This is a genomic window from Streptomyces sp. NPDC020489 (assembly GCF_044386545.1).
Classification (GTDB): Bacteria; Actinomycetota; Actinomycetes; order Streptomycetales; family Streptomycetaceae; genus Streptomyces.
This window is the reverse complement of record NZ_JBIRUZ010000004.1, coordinates 515,763-531,895: the sequence shown is the minus strand read 5'-3', so window position 1 is coordinate 531,895 and position 16,133 is coordinate 515,763. Positions and strand designations below refer to the sequence as shown.

The window sequence follows — 16,133 nt, the reverse complement described above, 5'->3', positions numbered from 1 at the left end:
CCTGACCGTGGACTGGTTCACCGCACCCGACTACTGGCTGAGCCGGCTGGTCCTCCAGCGGGCGCTGGCCGGTGTGTACCTGGTCGCGTTCCTGACGGCGGCCCTCCAGTTCCGCGCGCTGCTCGGCACGCGGGGTCTGCTGCCCGTCCCCCGGTACGTCGAGCGGGTTCCCTTCAGGGCGGCGCCGAGCCTGTTCCAGCTGCACTACTCGGACCGCTTCTTCGCGGGCTGCGCCTGGACCGGCTGCGCGGTGTCGGCGGCGCTGCTCGCAGGGCTGGACGCGCGGCTGCCGCTGTGGGGCGGCATGCTGCTGTGGCTGGTGCCGTGGGCGCTGTACCTGTCGATCGTCAACGTGGGCCAGACCTGGTACGGCTTCGGCTGGGAGTCCCTGCTGCTGGAGGTGGGATTCCTCGCGGTGTTCCTCGGCAACGACGAGGTGGCGCCGCCGGTCCTGGTGCTGTTCCTGCTGCGCTGGATCCTGTTCCGGGTGGAGTTCGGCGCGGGGCTGATCAAGATGCGCGGCGACGACTGCTGGCGGAAGCTGACCTGCCTGGACCACCACCACGAGACACAGCCGATGCCGGGCCCGCTGAGCTGGTTCTTCCACCATCTCCCGCGGCCCCTGCACCGGGTCGAGGCGGCCGCGAACCACGTCACCCAACTCGTCGTCCCCGTGCTGCTGTTCACCCCGCAGCCGATCGCCACGGCCGCCGCGTCGCTGATGATCGTCACCCAGCTGTGGCTGGTCCTGTCGGGCAACTTCTCCTGGCTGAACTGGATCACGATCGTGCTCGCCGTCTCGGCACTGGAACTCCCGGGCGACCCGCCGCGCCGGGTGCCCGAGACCCCGCTCTGGTACGAGGTCGTGGTGCTGGCCGTCTGCGCGCTGCTCGGGTACCTCAGCTACCACCCGGTCGCGAACATGGTCTCCCGGCGCCAGGTCATGAACCGCTCCTTCGACCCGCTCCATCTGGTCAACACCTACGGGGCGTTCGGCAGCGTCAGCCGCCTCCGTTACGAGGTGGTCGTCGAGGGCACGGCCGACGAGGTGCCGCGCGAGGACTCCGACTGGCGGGAGTACGAGTTTTGGGGCAAGCCCGGTGATCCCCGGCGCTGGCCGCGCCAGTTCGCCCCGTACCACCTGCGCCTGGACTGGCTGATGTGGTTCGCCGCGCTGTCGCCGTCCTACGCCGGGTCGTGGTTCGGCACCTTCGTGGAACGGCTGCTGGAGGGCGACCGCGCCACGCTGAGGCTGCTGCGCCGCTCACCCTTCCCGCCCGACGCGCCACCCCGGTACGTCCGCGCCCGCCTGTTCCGCTACCGGTACACGACCTGGCGCGAGCTGCGGGAGACGGGCGCGTGCTGGAAGCGGACGTACGTCCGGGAGTACCTGCCGCCGACCCGGCTGGCCGGGGTGGCTCACAGGTCGTAGACGCGGGCGGCGGTGGTCTCGAAGATCCGGGGGTCCTCGCCCACCAACCGACGGGCGGCGTCCAGCACTTCGGCGTACGTGGCCGTCGGGAGGCACACGGGCCAGTCCGAGCCGAACATCAGCCGGTCCGGGCCGAAGGCCGCCAGCGCGACGTCCGCGTACGGGCGCAGGTCCTCGACCGTCCAGCCGTCCGGGTGGGCCTCGGTGACCAGGCCGGAGAGCTTGCCGACCGTGTTGGGGCGCGCGGCGAGGGCGCGCAGGTCGCCGGCCCAGGGGTCGAGGGCGCCGGAGGCGATGGGCGGCTTGCCCACGTGGTCCAGGACGAAGGTCAGTTCGGGCAGCGCCGCGGCCACCTCGGCGCATGCGGGCAACTGGTGCGGCAGGACGACGAGGTCGTAGACCAGACCCGCCGCGGCGACGGCGGCGAGGCCGCGGCGTACGTCCGGCCGCAGCAGCCACTCCGGGTCCGGCTCGCCCTGGACCTGGTGCCGGATGCCCTTGAGGAAGCGGCCGCCGGGCAGGGAGCGCAGCCGGGCCAGTTCGTCGGCCACGTCGGGGCGGGTGAGGTCGGTCCAGCCGACCACACCCGCGACCAGGTCGTGGCCGGCGGCCAGGGCCAGGAACTCCGGGGTCTCCTCGGCGACGGTGACCGTCTGCACGAGCACCGTCCGGTCGACCCCGGCGGCGGCCGCCTCGGGCGCCAGGTCCGCCACCGTGAAGTCCCGCCGGATCGGGCTGCCTTCGGGGATCCAGTCCTGGTCGCGGACCGACAGGTCCCAGACGTGGTGATGGGCGTCGACCGTCACGGCAGCTCCCACACCACGGGCAGGCCCGCCGCCGCGCCCTCGTCCGAGTAGTCGTGCACCACGTCGAGGAGCTCGGCCATGCGGGCCTGCCAGGCCACGTTGACCGGGAGCCGCTCCAGTTCGGCGAGGAGGCGGGCGTAGTCCTCGCACTCCAGGACGTGGAAGAGGTCGGTGCCCGACCGCCAGATCGTCCAGGAGGACGCGCCCGCCGTGCGGATGGCGTCCGTCAGTTCCTTCGGTACCTCACGGTGGGCCGCCTCGTAGGCGGTGACGCGATCGGCGCGGACCTTGGTGTGCAGGGCGATTCTCATGAAGGTTCCTCCAGCAGTCCCGTCGTGTGCAGCTCCTGCCAGAACGCCTCGGGCACCGGGGTCGCGAACTGGTCCGCGCAGTCCTGGACCTCGGCCGCCGAACGGGCGCCCACCAGGACGCTCGTGACCGCGGGGTGCGCCGCGCAGAAGGCCAGGGCGGCGGCCCGCAGACAGATGCCGTGCCGCTCGGCGACCTCCTTCATGCGCAGGGCCCGGTCCAGCAACTCGGCGGGCGCCTGGGCGTAGTTGTACGTCGCGTCGGGCCTCGGGTCGGCCAGCAGGCCCGAGTTGAAGGCGCCGCCGATCACCACCGACACGTCCCGCTCGACGGCGGCGGGCAGCAGGTCCCGCAGCGCGCTCTGGTCGAGCAGCGTGTAGCGCCCGGCGCACAGCACCACGTCGACGTCGGTGTCGCGGACGAACCGGGTGAGCATCGCGGTCTGGTTCATGCCGGCGCCGATCGCGCCGACCACACCCTCCGAGCGGAGCTTCTCCAGCGCCGGGTAACCCTCCCGGAAGGCCTGTTCGGCGTGGTCGTCGGGGTCGTGCAGGTAGACGAGGTCGACGCGGTCGAGGCCGAGCCGCTCCAGACTGGCCTCCAGGGTGCGGCGTACGCCGTCGGTGGTGAAGTCCCAGACGCGGCGGTGGGTGGCGGGCACGGCGAAGCCGTGGGCCAGGTCGTCCCCGCCGCCGGTGTGCGGCTCCAGGCGGCGGCCGACCTTCGTGGAGATCACGTACTCCTCGCGCGGCCGGTCGCGCAGGGCCGCGCCGAGGCGGCGTTCGGACAGGCCGAGACCGTAGTGGGGCGCGGTGTCGTAGTAGCGGATGCCGCGCTGCCAGGCGGCGGACACCGCCTCGTCCGCCTGCTCCTCGGTGACCTCGGTGTACAGGCCGGCGATGGCGGCGGCTCCGAAGCCGAGGCCGCGGGGGGTGCTCATCGGCCCGCCGGGCGCAGCCGCAGTCCCTGTATGCCGCCGTCCACCGCCAGCGAGGTGCCGGTGGTGGCGCCGGACAGGGGGCTCGCCAGATAGGCGATGGCACCGGCGACCTCGTCGGCGCGGACCAGGCGTCCGGTGGGCTGGCGGGCCTCCAGGGCGGCCCGTTCGGCGGCCGGGTCGGGGGTCTGGTCGAGGAGGCGGCCGATCCAGGGGGTGTCGGCGGTGCCGGGGTTGACGCAGTTGACGCGGATGCCCTCGCGGACGTGGTCGGCGGCCATCGCGAGGGTCAGGGAGTACACGGCGCCCTTGGTCGCGCTGTAGAGGGCGCGGTGCGGCAGGCCCGCGGTGGCGGCGATGGAGCAGGTGTTGACGATGGCGGCGTGGTCCGAGGCCCGCAGGTGCGGGAGGGCGGCGCGGGCCACGCGGACCATGCCGACGACGTTGACGTCCCATGCCCGGTGCCACTCGGCGTCGTCGTTGTCCTCGACGGTGCCCTGGGCGCCGATGCCCGCGTTGTTGACCAGGACGTCCAGTCCGCCGAGCGCGGCGACGGCCGCGGCGACCGCCTCGCGCACCGAGGCGTCGTCGGTGACGTCGGCCGTGAAGGGCAGGAGCGGCTCGCGCACCGACGACGGGTCCAGGTCGAGCACGGCGACCCGGGCGCCGCGCGCGGCCAGGAGTTCCGCGGTGGCCCGGCCGATGCCGGAGGCGCCTCCGGTCACCAGGGCCCTGAGACCCTCGAAGTCGCTCATACCGCCTGTCCCTTCGTCTCGGAGAGGTCCGCGGCCCAGAACGCGCCGTCCGGGTAGGTGTACCGCGCGATCGACTCGGGCCGCATGGCGGCCGAGAAGCCCGGCGCGGTGGGTGCCGTGTAGTGACCTTCCCTGATCACCACCGGGTCGAGGAAGTGGTCGTGCAGATGGTCGACGTACTCGATGACCCGGTCCTCGGTGGTGCCGGTGACCGCCACGTAGTCGAACATCGACAGGTGCTGGACGAGTTCGCACAGGCCGACGCCGCCCGCGTGCGGGCAGACCGGCACCCCGAACTTGGCGGCGAGCAGCAGGATCGCGAGGTTCTCGTGGACGCCGCCGACGCGGGCCGCGTCGATCTGGACGATGTCGACGGCGCGGGCCTGGAGGAGCTGTTTGAAGACGACCCGGTTCTGGACGTGTTCGCCGGTGGCCACCTTCACCGGGGCGACGGCCTCGCGGATCGCGGCGTGGCCGAGAACGTCGTCGGGGCTGGTGGGCTCCTCGATCCAGTACGGGTCGAACTCGGCGAGGGCCTTGGTCCAGCGGACGGCTTCGGCGACATCCCAGCGCTGGTTGGCGTCGATGGCGACGCGGATGCCGGGGCCGACGGCCGCGCGGGCGACCCGGCAGCGCCGTACGTCGTCCTCCAGGTCGGCGCCGACCTTCAGCTTGATCTGGCGGAAGCCGTCGGCCACGGCCTGGGTGGCGAGCCGGGTGAGCTTGTCGTCGCTGTAGCCGAGCCAGCCGGGGGAGGTCGTGTAGGCGGGGTAGCCGCGCTCCAGAAGCCTCGCCGCGCGGTCCCCGGCGCCCTGCCGGCCCTTGCGGAGGATCTCCAGGGCCTCCTCGGGGGTGAGGGCGTCGGTGAGGTAGCGGAAGTCGATCTGGGCGACCAGCCACTCGGGGTCGGCGTCCGCGAGCAGCCGCCACAGCGGCTTGTGGGCGCGCTTGGCCGCGAGGTCCCACACGGCGTTCATGACGGCCCCGATCGCCATGTGCATCACGCCCTTCTCGGGGCCGAGCCAGCGCAGCTGGCTGTCGCCGATCAGGTCGCGGTTGAGGATGGCCGGGTCGGCGCACACCTCGTCGACGGACCGTCCGAGCACGTGGTGCCTGAGTGCGTGGATGGCGGCCACCTGGACCTCGTTGCCCCGCCCGATGGTGAAGCTGAAACCGTGCCCCTCGTGCCCGTCTGCGGCGTCGGTGCGCAGGACGACGTACGCGGCGGAGTAGTCGGGGTCGGGGTTCATCGCGTCGGAGCCGTCCAGCTCGCGCGAGGTCGGGAAACGGATGTCGTAGGTGTCGACGGCTGTGATGCGCACGGGCGTCGGTGACACGGAGGGCCTCTCGGTCGGGAGCGGGGAGCGGGCGGGTCAGTCCTGGGCGGCCGCCGCGACCACGCCGACTGTCCGGGACCTGTACCGCTTTCCCCCTGTTCTGCCGGGCATCTGACGGCTCCTCGGTGAGCGTGTTCGAGCAGATGCCCGCATACTTATCAGACCACTCCCCCGGAAGGACAGCCTCCAGCGCCGAATTTCCCCGACTTCGACGCGTAGTGGTCCGACCACATCCGTCGCTAGACTGCGGCCACCCGGTGAGCGTCCGGGCCCGCCCGGTACCTGCCCGGCCGGCCCGGTGAGGTTCGCGCCGGCCCGGTCGAGTGGAGGAACGGCGTGGACGACGAGACGGCCCCGCAGAAGGGCAGCGTTCCCCAGCGCGCCATCGAGCAGATCAAGGCGATGATCGGCGAGGGCCGCCTGGAGCCTGGCCAGCGGCTGCCCACCGAGCGGGATCTCGCGGTCCAACTGGGCATCTCCCGCAGCTCGATGCGGGAGGCGATCCGCGCGCTCACCGTGCTGGGCGTCCTGGAGGCACGGCACGGATCGGGGATCTACGTCACGCAGTTGGAGGCCGGGGACCTGCTGGAGACGTTCGGTGTGGTCGCCGACCTGTCCCGGGGCCCGCGTCTGGTGGAACTCCTCGAAGTGCGGCGCATCCTGGAGTCCACGGCGACGGCGATGGCCGCGGCACGGATCACCCCGGACCAGCTGGCCGAGGTGGGCAAGCACCTGACCGCGATGAACGCCACGGACGACCCCGAGGAGATCCTCGCCCACGACCTCGCCTTCCACCGCGCGATCGTCACCGCCGCCGGGAACGACACCATGGCGGCCATCCTCGAGGGCCTGTCCTCCCGGACCTTCCGCGCCCGGGTCTGGCGCGGCTACCAGGAGGAGGGCGCCTTCGAGCGCACCCGCCGCGAGCACGCCGCGATCCATCGGGCCCTGCTCGCCCGCGACCCGGAGGCCGCCCGGGCCGCGGCGGCGGCGCACGTGGGCGAAGTGGAGCAGTGGCTCAGAAGCCGGCTGGCAGAGCGGACGGACGCCGTCCGCGCCCAACCGGCCGACCAGACCGACAGCACCCCGCCGCCACCGGCCGCCTAGACCGGCGGCGCCCCCTCCGCCACCGCCCGGCTGGACCCGCAGCACCCGTCCACCACCGGACGACCAGACCCGTCGCACCCCTCCACCACCGGACGACCAGACCCGCAGCACCCCACAGCCACCGCCCAGCCAGACCCGCAGCACCCCTCCACCACCGCCCAGCCACACCCGCAGCGCCCCTCCACCACCAGCCGAGTTCCCCCTTCCCCCCTCTCGACGTGGCGCCGGAGCGCAGGCACAGTTCTCCCTACGTACTCGCCAGTACACCCCGAGGAGCACTCGTGACCAGCTGGATCGGCCGGACCGCCGCCGAGATCGCCGCCGCCGTGCGGGAGAAGCGGGCCACGCCCCGCGACGTGGTGGCCGAGCACCTCGCCCGGATCGAGCGGCTCGACGGCCGCGTCGGGGCCTTCCGGACGGTACGGACGCAGGCGGCGCTCGCCGAGGCGGACGAGGTGGGTGCGCGCGGCGATCTCGCCGAACTGCCGCTCGCGGGAGTGCCGATCGCCGTCAAGGACAACCTCGCCGTGCGCGGCGAGTCCAAGCGCGTCGGCTCGGCGGCCACCCCGGACACGCCGTCGACCGAGGACCATGTCACCGTGGCCCGGTTGCGGGCGGCGGGAGCGGTGGTGGTGGGCCTGACGAACGTGCCCGAACTGTGCGTCTTCGGCACGACCGAGGGCGTCCACGGCACGGCCCGCAACCCCTGGGACACCACCCGCACGGCGGGCGGCTCCTCGGGCGGCAGCGCGGCCGCGGTCGCCGCCGGACTGGTGCCGATCGCCCTCGGCAACGACGGCATGGGCTCGCTGCGCATCCCGGCGGCCAACTGCGGCCTCGTCACCATCAAGCCGGGCCACGGCGTGGTCCCGGCCGGTGTCAGCGACGGCGACTGGTTCGGCATGTCCGAGAACGGCCCGCTCGCGACGACGGTCGAGGACGCCCGCCTGATGCTCGGCGTCCTCGCGGACGCGGAGTTCACCGGGCCGGAGCGGGCGGGCATGCGCAAGGTCGCGCTCTCGCTGCGCAGCCCGATCGCCGGGATCGCCGTCACCGGGCCGTACACGACCGCCGCCCGTCAGGCGGCAGAGGTCCTGATGAAGTCGGGCCACCAGGTCCGCCGCGCCGACCCGCCCTACCCGCTGTCGCTGAGCCTCACCTCCCTCGCCCACTGGACGGCGGGCACCTCTCAGGACGCGCAGGGCCTGGACACCCGACGGCTGGCGCGCCGCACGCGCGTGCACGCGGCGGTGGGCCGCCGGTTCGTGAAGAGCGTGAGCACCGGCAGGAGCCGCGAGGAACTGCGCCGCCGCCTGGAGCCGTTCTTCGAGGAGTACGACGTCCTGCTCACCCCGGCCCTGGCCCGCCGCTCCCCCCGGTCGCAGCCGTGGCACGAGCGCGGCTGGCTCCGCAACGTCCTGGCCAACACCAACTACTCGCCCCTGACCCCGCCCTGGAACCTGACCGGCTGGCCCGCCATGTCCGTCCCCTTCGGCTCCCTGCCCTCCGGCGCCCCCACGGCCGTACAGCTCGTGGGACGTCCGGGCTCGGAAGCAGACCTGCTGGAACTCGCCGGGCAACTGGAGCGGCTGCGTCCCTGGCAGCGGACGGCTCCGCTGGACTGAGGGCGCTCAGAACCTAGAGCGCCTTGTACATGACGTGCAGCCCGACCAGGCCGGCCCGCGGATGCTCGAACGCGGACGGTACCGTCCCGAGGATCGTGAAGCCGAGGGACGTCCACAGCGTGACGGCGGGGTTGGTCTCCACGACGGCGTTGAAGACCATGCCGCGGTATCCGTCCGCCGTCGCGGCGGCCAGGGTGTGCTCGGCGAGGGCGCGGCCGATGCCGCGGCCCGCGTGGTCGGGGTCGACCATGAAGCCCGCGTTGGCGATGCGGGCGGCGGGGCCACCGTAGTTGGGGGTGGTGTAGGCGGAGGCGACGAGGGCTCCGCTGTCGTCCTCGACGACGTACACCCGCTTGGCCGGGCTCATCCACAGCTCCCGGGCCGCCTCCTCGGAGGTGTCCGGGTCCCAGGCGTACGTCTCCCCCGCGGCGACGATCCGGTGCCAGAAAGGCCAGATCCGCGGCCAGTCCCCGGCCGCGGCTTCTCTGATCAGCATGGGCGTGAGTCTGGCACGCCCATGCCGACGGCGATCAGTGAGGGCTTCAGTCCACGCTGGGCAGGATGTGCGGCTCGGCCAGGTCGTCCTCGTAGCCCGCGAGACGGATCGGGGCGGAACGCGCCCAGACGTCGAGGCTGCCGAGCTGTCCTGGCCGGCGGCCCGCACGTTCGGGGCGTTCCTTGGGCCGTTGATCGCGATTCGTCTTCTCCGGTGTCACCGCGCACTCCTTATGTGTCGGGTCACCCTCGGGGCATACCGGTCAGTGTGCGATCGGTCGCCGGACGCCCGCTCGGGTCTGAGTCGAGAACAGCTCGGACGCGGTGGCGCCGGTGGTGGGGCTGAGACAAACCGTGATGACCGACTTGCCCCGGGACGGACCGTGGGTGTGGGTGGGACCCCGTACTGCTGTCCGTCCGCTACAGATTAACCAAATGAGCGGAGGCCTGCTCGATGGGGCTGCAAAGAAGGGGTAACTTTCCCAAGTCGCCCGTGTTGACGGTCTCCTGATATGCCCTCTTTTGCCACCTGATGCCCCATGAAAAAGTCACCCGATCGGCCTACAGGGGCGACCGCCCCTTCGAAGGACCCGAGCGCACGGTTCACGTCCCTTGGCCGAAACGCACGGCGGCCGCGCTCGGCCGACGAACGGCGACCGCCTGCCCGGCGGAAGGACAGGACCGACGCCTCCCGGCACCGAGGGACCTACTGCCCGCCCCTAGGCACGGGCCCGCAACTCCCGCGCGAGGTATGTCTACTGACGGTTCGTCATGAGACGGTACGGCGATGACGGCGCCGTACGGACTTCAGGGCAGAGCCGCGATCGTCACCGGCGGTACGCGCGGCATCGGGCGGGCGGTGGCCGGGCACCTGGCGTCGGCGGGCGCGCTGGTGTGCGTGACCGCGCGGGACACCGCGGAGGTGGGGCGGGTCGCCGAGGCGCTCGGCGGGCTCGGTGTGGCGGGGGACATGGCCGATCCCGCGCACCTGGACGACGTGGTCCGGCTCGCCCTGCGCACCTTCGGCCGGCTCGACGTCCTCGTCAACAACGCGGCGACCAACCAGCCCTACGGTCCGCTCATGGAAGCCGATCCCGACGCCTGGCGCACCGCGTTCGCCGTCAACGTCGAGGCGCCACTGCGGCTGGTGCAGGGCGCGTGGCGGGGGTGGATGCGGGAGCACGGCGGTGCGATCGTCAACGTCTGCACGGAGGGCGCGGACCACGTGGGCCCGCAGATCGGTGCCTACGGGACCAGCAAGGCGGCCCTGCTCCATCTCACCCGGCAGCTCGCGGGCGAACTGGCCCCGCGGGTGCGGGTCAACTCCGTCTCCCCCGGCCTCGTCCGCACGGAGATGGCCCGTTTCGTATGGGAGCGGGGCGAGGACGACCTCGCGGCGGAGCTGCCGCTCGGGCGGATCGGGGAGCCGGCCGACGTGGCGCGGGCCGTCGTCTGGCTGGCCTCGGACGCCGCCGAGTGGGTGACCGGGGCGGACCTGCTCGTGGACGGGGGGACCAGAGTGCGGGCCGCGCACTCCTCCGGGACGTACGCACTGCACGAGCGGCTCCGGTCACGGGCGCCGGAGACCGGCTGAGCGGGTGTGCCCGAGATCAAGGCGGTGACGCGGTGCCCTCCGACAGGGCGGCAGGCCCGCGAGGGCCTGTATGGGATCGAACCACGAAGAACGCGTGACCATCGCACCGGGCACACCGGCGTTCCACCGTCACGGTAGAACGCCGGCGCTCCGGCCCGCGAGCGAATAACGGCCTACCACTTGCCCGGCGCGTAGTCCTTCAGGAAGACGCCGTACACGTCCTCGCCCGCCTCGCCGCGCACGACGGGGTCGTAGACGCGGGCCGCGCCGTCCACCAGGTCGAGCGGGGCGTGGAAACCCTCCTCGGCCAGGCGCAGCTTGTCGTAGTGGGGGCGCTCGTCGGTGATCCAGCCGGTGTCGACCGAGGTCATCAGGATGCCGTCGGTCTGGAACATCTCCTGGGCGCTGGTGCGCGTGACCATGTTCATCGCCGCCTTGGCGGCGTTGGTGTTGGGGTGGCCCGCGCCCTTGTAGCCACGGCCGAAGACGCCTTCCATGGCGGAGACGTTGACCACGTAGGCGCGACCGCTCGCCGCCTTCCTCGCCGCGTCGGCCATCGCCGGGCGGAGCTTGCTGATGAGGATGAACGGCGCCGTGTAGTTGCACAGCTGGGTCTCGAGGAGCTCCACCGGGGAGATCTGCTCGATGGTCTGGACCCAGGTGTTGGTGTCGACGACGTCGGGGACCAGACCGCCCGCGTCGATGGCGGTCCCGTCGAGGTGCCGGGCGACGCTGGCGTTGCCCGCGACCAGGGCGAGGTCGGCCACCTGCTGGGCGTCCAGACCGGAGATCCCGACGGGCAGGGCGGCCAGGCCGTCCACGGCGCCGGAGCCGAAGGCGCCGATGACATGGTGGGCGGGCAGCTCACCGGCGGGCAGCGGGGCGCTCTCGCCCTCGACCAGCGCGGCGTAGGCGGAGGGCAGCCGGCGTACGGTCTGCGTCGCGTTGTTGATCAGGATGTCCAGCGGGCCCGCCTCGGCGACCTGGTCGGCGAGGGCCACGGCCTGGGCCGGGTCGCGCAGGTCGATGCCGACGACCTCCAGGCGGTGCAGCCAGTCCGCGGAGTCGTCCATGGCCTTGAAGCGGCGGATGGCGTCCTTGGGGAAGCGCGTGGTGATCGTGGTGTGCGCGCCGTCGCGCAGCAGCCGCAGCGCGATGTACATGCCGATCTTGGCGCGGCCGCCGGTGAGCAGGGCGCGCTTGCCGGTGAGGTCGGCGCGGACGTCGCGCTTGTCCCGGTTCAGGGTGGCGCACTCCGGACAGAGCTGGTGGTAGAAGTAGTCGACCTCCACGTACCGGGTCTTGCAGGTGTAGCAGGAGCGGGGGCGCTGGAGTATCCCCGCGATCTTCCCCTCCTCGGTGACCGAGGAGGGCAGGATGCCCTCGGTCTCGTCGTCGATGCGCTGGGCCGAGCCGGTCGCCGTGGCTTCGGTGACCGCCCGGTCGTGGGCGGTCTTGGCGGCCCGGCGCTCCTGGCGGCGGCGCTGCTTGACGGTACGGTAGACGCCTGCGGTGGCCCGGCGCACGGCGATCGCGTCGGGGTGGTCGACCTCCAACTTCTCGAGCTCGTCGAGCACGCTGAGGCAGACGGCCAGCCGCTCGGGGTCGATGCCGGGCCCGTACTCGATCCCGTCCACGGCTTCGCCCGTGATCGCCGAGCCGTCCTCTGTCACCGTCATCGCGCTGCCGTTCCCTGCTGCCCCGTGCGGCGCGCCGACCGCGTCCGCTTTCGAACCGGGAATTCTACGGAGCGCCGGGCCCGTCCTCCAAAAACCGGGAGGGTCAAGCCTCGCAGGCAGTGATGAGCGTCTCGACCTCCGCGGTGACGGCTCGGGCCAGGACGTCCAGGTCCGGTACCGCCTCGGCGTCCGCGACGAGGCCGTAGTGGACCTGTCCGCGGTAGGTCGAGATCGCGACCGCGAGGGCCTGGCCGTGGGCCAGCGGGGCGAAGGGGAAGACCTCGGTGACCGGGTTGCCTCCGAGCTTCAGGCCGAGGCTGGGCAGCGGCACGCTGGTGACGAGGATGTCGAACCAGAGCCGGGCGGCCTGGCTGACCAGCGGTCCGCCGAGCCGGTGGCCCAGGGCGGGGACGTGGTCGGCGAGCAGGGCCACGGCACCGGCGCCCCGGTGCGGGCCCGCGTCCTTGTTGCGGTCCATGGCGGTGCGGACCATGCCCAGGCGGGCGAGCGGGTCGGGGTCGTCGACCGGGAGCGGCATCAGGTAGCCGGAGAGCCGGTTGCCCTGCGGGTGCGCGGTGCGCGGGCGGCGCCTGGAGACCGGGATGAGGGCGCGGGGCGCGACGCCCTCGCTGCCGTCGCCGCGCTGGTCCAGCCAGCTGCGCAGGGCGCCGGCGACGACCGCGATCAGGACGTCGTTGACGGTGCCGCCCTGGACCTTGCGCACCCGGTGCACGTCGTCGAGGTCGACGACGACCCCGGCGGTACGGCGGGTGCCGCTCGCCTCGCAGGTCAGCGCGGAGGAGGAGCGGGCCGCGAGGGTGGACAGGGCGACGGAGGCGCCGATGTCGAGAGCGCGGCCGACGTCGGAGACGGCGCCCCGGACGAGGTCCGGCAGCTTGCGCACGTCCGGGAGGAAGCCCTTCGCGGGCGCCTCGGGGCGTGGCGGGCGGGCCGGCAGGTCGAGCGGGTCGAGGATCGCGGCCGCGAGGGTCAGGGCGCGCAGGCCGTCGGCGAGGGCGTGGTGGAACTTGAAGAGCACGGCGAAGGATCCGCCGTCCTCCCCCGGCAGCACATGGGCCTCCCAGGGCGGCCGGCCGCGCTCCAGCGGCCGTTCCATGAGGCGTCCGGCGACGGCGTGGAAGTCGGCGGTGGCCGGGTGCAGCCGGACGTGGTCCAGGGGGTCGAAGTCGGGGGCGGGCTCGCGGGTCGCGCCTCCGAAGGCCAGCGGCTGCCAGACGTCCCGGATCCGCATCCGCAGCCCGGGCACCGCCGCCGCCCGGGCCGCGAGCAGGTCGGCCGCGTGGGCGCCCGCGGCGGGCGAGTGGGCCGAGAAGACGCCGAGGGCGCCCAGGTGCATGGGGTGCCGGGGGGACTCGATGTTCCAGAACGCCAGGTCGAGGGGGGCGAGCAGGTCGGAAGTCAATGGCTTGCCTCGCGTCGATGACGGGTGAGCAAGCAGTCAAGCGCCCACAGGTGATTACGGTCAAGTACGATCAAGCTACGCACAGTTAACAGCAGATTAAGTCCGACCCCGGGCACCCCGCCCGTCACGGGGTGCTCCTCGGTGCGGCTCAGGGCACCTGCTGGCCCTTGCCGAGGGCGATCACCCCGCCCTTGGAGACCGTGTACAGCTCCGCGTCCCGCTCCGGGTTCACCCCGATCGTCGCACCCGGCGGGACCTCGACGTTCTTGTCGAGCACGGCCCCGCGCACCACCGCGCCCCGCCCGACCCGGACGTTGTCGTGCAGGATCGAGCCCTGCACCACCGCCCCCGGGTCCACCCGGACGCCGGGCGACAGCACGGACCGGGTGACCTGCCCCCGGATGAGGCAGCCCGCGCTGATGATGGACTCGCTCGCGATGCCGCCCGCGTTGAAACGGGCCGGGGACAGCTGGCCCGAGTGGGTGTAGATGGGCCACTGGCGGTTGTAGAGGTTGAACGCGGGACGCTCGGCGATCAGGTCCATATGGGCGTCGTAGTACGCGTCGAGGGTGCCGACGTCCCGCCAGTAGCCGCGGTCGCCCGTGGTCTCGCCGGGGACGTGGTTGGTGCTGAAGTCGTACAGCTGGGCGTCGCCGCGCTGGGTGAGCTGGGGCAGGATCGAGCCGCCCATGTCGTGCACGGAGCTCTGGTCCTCGGCGTCCCGCTGGAGCGCCTCGATGAGCGCCTTGGTGGTGAAGATGTAGTTGCCCATGGAGGCGAACACGCACTCCGGGTCGTCCGCGAGCCCGGGCGGGTCGGCGGGCTTCTCCAGGAACCGGTCCACCGTCAGCCCGTCCGAACCGGGCGTGATCACCCCGAAGGACGAGGACTCCGAGCGCGGCACCCGGATCCCCGCCACCGTCACCCCCGCGCCGCTCTCGATGTGCTGGGCGAGCATCTGCCGCGGGTCCATCCGGTAGACGTGATCGGCGCCGAACACCACGACGTACTCGGGCCGTTCGTCGTACACGAGGTTCAGCGACTGAAGGATGGCGTCCGCGCTGCCGAGGAACCAGCGCGGGCCGAGCCGCTGCTGGGCGGGGACGGGCGTGACGTAGTTGCCGAGCAGGCTCGACATCCGCCAGGTGGTGGTGATGTGCCGGTCCAACGAGTGCGACTTGTACTGCGTCAGGACGCAGATGCGCAGGATGTCGGCGTTGACGAGGTTGGAGAGCACGAAGTCGACAAGGCGGTACGTTCCTCCGAAGGTGACCGCTGGTTTGGCGCGGTCCGCGGTCAGGGGCATCAGGCGTTTGCCCTCTCCGCCCGCCAGCACGATGCCGAGCACCGAAGGTCCGCCACGCCGCATGGCCGCTCCCCTCACCCTGGTTTGACCCATGCCTGCCCTCGGCGGGCCCTTGGTACGCCTGTTTGAGGATCTTCTCAGCAAGCCTGTTTGAGGATCTCCTCGTAGAGCCGCACGGTCCGCCGTGCCACCGCGTCCCAGCCGAACTCCTCCACCGCGCGCCGCCGTCCGGCCTCGCCCATCCGCCGCGCGCCCTCCGGATCACCGAGGACGGAGTCCAGCGCACGGGCCAGCGCGGGCTCGAAGTCGTCGTCCACCGGGACCAGCAGGCCCGTCTCGCCGTCCTCGACGACCTCGGGGATGCCGCCGATCCGGGAGGCGACGACGGGGGTGCCGCACGCCATGGCCTCCAGGTTGACGATGCCGAGCGGCTCGTACACCGAGGGGCAGACGAACACGGCCGCGTGGGTGAGGAGTTGGATGACGTCCGGGCGCGGCAGCATCTGCGGGATCCAGTGCACGCCCTCGCGGACGCCGCTCAACTCCTGGAAGAGCTCGCGGAACTCGCGGTCGATCTCCGGGGTGTCCGGCGCTCCGGCGCACAGCACGACCTGCGCGGCCGGGTCGATGTCCCGTACCGCGCGCAGCAGATGGGGAACGCCCTTCTGCCGGGTGATGCGGCCGACGAAGAGCACGAAGGGGCGGTCCGGGTCGAGGCCGACGCGGGTGAGGGCGTCGGTGCCGTGGTCGGGCCGGTAGAGCGCGGTGTCGATGCCGTTGTGCACGACGTGCACCCGGGCCGGGTCGAGGGACGGATAGCAGCCGAGGATGTCCTCGCGCATGGCGCCGGAGACGGCGATCACCGCGTCGGCGGCCTCGATCGCGGTGCGCTCGGCCCAGCTCGACAGGGCGTACCCGCCGCCGAGTTGCTCGGCCTTCCAGGGGCGCAGCGGCTCCAGCGAGTGCGCGGTCATCACGTGCGGGATGCCGTACAGCAGCTTGCCGAGGTGGCCGGCGAGGTTGGCGTACCAGGTGTGGGAGTGCACGAGCTCGCGGCCCTCCAGGCCGGCGGTCATCGCGAGGTCCACGGAGAAGGTGCGCAGCGCGTCGTTGGCGGTGTCGAGCGCGGGCCAGGGGCGGTGGCGGACCACGCCCGAGGCGCGTTCCTTCACGGAGGCCTCGCCCCAGCAGTGCACGTCGAGGTCGATCAGGGATCTCAACTCCCGGGCGAGAAACTCCACATGGACACCCGCGCCGCCGTACACGTCCGGCGGGTACTCCCGGCTCAGCAGGCCCACTCGCACCCGGAACCCCCCTGTTCTCAGTGG

General features: G+C 72.6%; 15 protein-coding genes. 4 read left to right on the top strand and 11 right to left on the bottom strand.

Going from position 1 to position 16,133, the window contains the following annotated elements; translation table 11 throughout:
* Nucleotides 1–7 precede the first annotated feature (7 nt).
* On the top strand, nucleotides 8–1,432 hold the full coding sequence (locus tag ACH41F_RS13035; RefSeq protein WP_398835086.1) for a lipase maturation factor family protein: 1,425 nt from the start codon (nucleotides 8–10) through the stop codon (nucleotides 1,430–1,432).
* On the opposite strand, the gene ACH41F_RS13030 is transcribed toward ACH41F_RS13035, so the two are convergent.
* The 5 genes from ACH41F_RS13030 to ACH41F_RS13010 are packed head-to-tail and all read right to left on the bottom strand — an operon-like array spanning nucleotide 1,420 to nucleotide 5,576.
* Nucleotides 1,420–2,238, bottom strand: coding sequence for an amidohydrolase family protein (locus ACH41F_RS13030; protein WP_398835084.1), 819 nt, complete (start codon nucleotides 2,236–2,238; stop codon nucleotides 1,420–1,422). The genes ACH41F_RS13035 and ACH41F_RS13030 overlap by 13 nt on opposite strands.
* On the bottom strand, nucleotides 2,235–2,549 hold the full coding sequence (locus ACH41F_RS13025; protein ID WP_398835082.1) for an L-rhamnose mutarotase: 315 nt from the start codon (nucleotides 2,547–2,549) through the stop codon (nucleotides 2,235–2,237). The genes ACH41F_RS13030 and ACH41F_RS13025 overlap by 4 nt, the downstream gene beginning before the upstream one ends.
* Nucleotides 2,546–3,487 carry an aldo/keto reductase gene (locus ACH41F_RS13020; protein WP_398835079.1) on the bottom strand — a complete coding sequence of 314 codons (942 nt, stop codon included), beginning with the start codon at nucleotides 3,485–3,487 and terminating at the stop codon, nucleotides 2,546–2,548. Before ACH41F_RS13020 ends, ACH41F_RS13025 begins: the two co-directional genes overlap by 4 nt.
* Complete coding sequence (locus ACH41F_RS13015) at nucleotides 3,484–4,239, bottom strand: SDR family NAD(P)-dependent oxidoreductase (protein ID WP_398835076.1); 756 nt, start codon at nucleotides 4,237–4,239, stop codon at nucleotides 3,484–3,486. The genes ACH41F_RS13020 and ACH41F_RS13015 overlap by 4 nt, the downstream gene beginning before the upstream one ends.
* On the bottom strand, nucleotides 4,236–5,576 hold the full coding sequence (locus tag ACH41F_RS13010; protein ID WP_398835073.1) for an L-fuconate dehydratase: 1,341 nt from the start codon (nucleotides 5,574–5,576) through the stop codon (nucleotides 4,236–4,238). Before ACH41F_RS13010 ends, ACH41F_RS13015 begins: the two co-directional genes overlap by 4 nt.
* A 336-nt stretch (nucleotides 5,577–5,912) precedes the next feature.
* Between ACH41F_RS13010 and ACH41F_RS13005 the strand changes: the two genes are divergently transcribed.
* Together ACH41F_RS13005 and ACH41F_RS13000 are read left to right on the top strand one after the other, a co-directional pair.
* A complete protein-coding gene (locus ACH41F_RS13005) occupies nucleotides 5,913–6,683 on the top strand; it encodes an FCD domain-containing protein (protein ID WP_391238902.1) in 771 nt (256 codons plus the stop codon).
* 281 nt (nucleotides 6,684–6,964) lie between these two features.
* Nucleotides 6,965–8,308 carry an amidase family protein gene (locus ACH41F_RS13000; RefSeq protein ID WP_391238904.1) on the top strand — a complete coding sequence of 448 codons (1,344 nt, stop codon included), beginning with the start codon at nucleotides 6,965–6,967 and terminating at the stop codon, nucleotides 8,306–8,308.
* A gap of 13 nt (nucleotides 8,309–8,321) precedes the next feature.
* Here the strand turns inward: ACH41F_RS13000 and ACH41F_RS12995 are convergent, their stop codons facing one another.
* Nucleotides 8,322–8,804, bottom strand: coding sequence for a GNAT family N-acetyltransferase (locus ACH41F_RS12995; RefSeq protein ID WP_391238908.1), 483 nt, complete (start codon nucleotides 8,802–8,804; stop codon nucleotides 8,322–8,324).
* A gap of 46 nt (nucleotides 8,805–8,850) precedes the next feature.
* On the bottom strand, nucleotides 8,851–9,024 hold the full coding sequence (locus ACH41F_RS12990) for a hypothetical protein (protein WP_107080540.1): 174 nt from the start codon (nucleotides 9,022–9,024) through the stop codon (nucleotides 8,851–8,853).
* Between the two features lie 566 nt (nucleotides 9,025–9,590).
* Between ACH41F_RS12990 and ACH41F_RS12985 the strand changes: the two genes are divergently transcribed.
* Nucleotides 9,591–10,397, top strand: coding sequence for a glucose 1-dehydrogenase (locus ACH41F_RS12985; RefSeq protein WP_391238910.1), 807 nt, complete (start codon nucleotides 9,591–9,593; stop codon nucleotides 10,395–10,397).
* A gap of 173 nt (nucleotides 10,398–10,570) precedes the next feature.
* Here the strand turns inward: ACH41F_RS12985 and ACH41F_RS12980 are convergent, their stop codons facing one another.
* The 4 genes from ACH41F_RS12980 to glgA form a co-directional block, all read right to left on the bottom strand.
* Nucleotides 10,571–12,076 carry an SDR family NAD(P)-dependent oxidoreductase gene (locus tag ACH41F_RS12980; protein WP_391238913.1) on the bottom strand — a complete coding sequence of 502 codons (1,506 nt, stop codon included), beginning with the start codon at nucleotides 12,074–12,076 and terminating at the stop codon, nucleotides 10,571–10,573.
* Nucleotides 12,077–12,179: 103 nt separating this feature from the next.
* Nucleotides 12,180–13,499: a wax ester/triacylglycerol synthase family O-acyltransferase gene (locus ACH41F_RS12975; protein ID WP_398835068.1), complete on the bottom strand. Its 1,320-nt coding sequence runs from the start codon at nucleotides 13,497–13,499 to the stop codon at nucleotides 12,180–12,182.
* A gap of 148 nt (nucleotides 13,500–13,647) precedes the next feature.
* Complete coding sequence (gene glgC / locus ACH41F_RS12970) at nucleotides 13,648–14,868, bottom strand: glucose-1-phosphate adenylyltransferase (protein ID WP_398835065.1); 1,221 nt, start codon at nucleotides 14,866–14,868, stop codon at nucleotides 13,648–13,650.
* 74 nt (nucleotides 14,869–14,942) lie between these two features.
* A complete protein-coding gene (glgA, locus tag ACH41F_RS12965) occupies nucleotides 14,943–16,109 on the bottom strand; it encodes a glycogen synthase (RefSeq protein WP_398835385.1) in 1,167 nt (388 codons plus the stop codon).
* Between the last annotated feature and the right edge of the window lie 24 nt (nucleotides 16,110–16,133).

Coding starts and splice junctions, on each gene's coding strand:
- ACH41F_RS13025 (WP_398835082.1), bottom strand. CDS start 2,549: ATGAGAATCGCCCTGCACACCAAGGTCCGCGCCGATCGCGTCACCGCC.
- ACH41F_RS13020 (WP_398835079.1), bottom strand. CDS start 3,487: ATGAGCACCCCCCGCGGCCTCGGCTTCGGAGCCGCCGCCATCGCCGGC.
- ACH41F_RS13015 (WP_398835076.1), bottom strand. CDS start 4,239: ATGAGCGACTTCGAGGGTCTCAGGGCCCTGGTGACCGGAGGCGCCTCC.
- ACH41F_RS12995 (WP_391238908.1), bottom strand. CDS start 8,804: ATGCTGATCAGAGAAGCCGCGGCCGGGGACTGGCCGCGGATCTGGCCT.
- ACH41F_RS12985 (WP_391238910.1), top strand. CDS start 9,591: ATGACGGCGCCGTACGGACTTCAGGGCAGAGCCGCGATCGTCACCGGC.
- ACH41F_RS12980 (WP_391238913.1), bottom strand. CDS start 12,076: ATGACGGTGACAGAGGACGGCTCGGCGATCACGGGCGAAGCCGTGGAC.
- glgC (WP_398835065.1), bottom strand. CDS start 14,868: ATGCGGCGTGGCGGACCTTCGGTGCTCGGCATCGTGCTGGCGGGCGGA.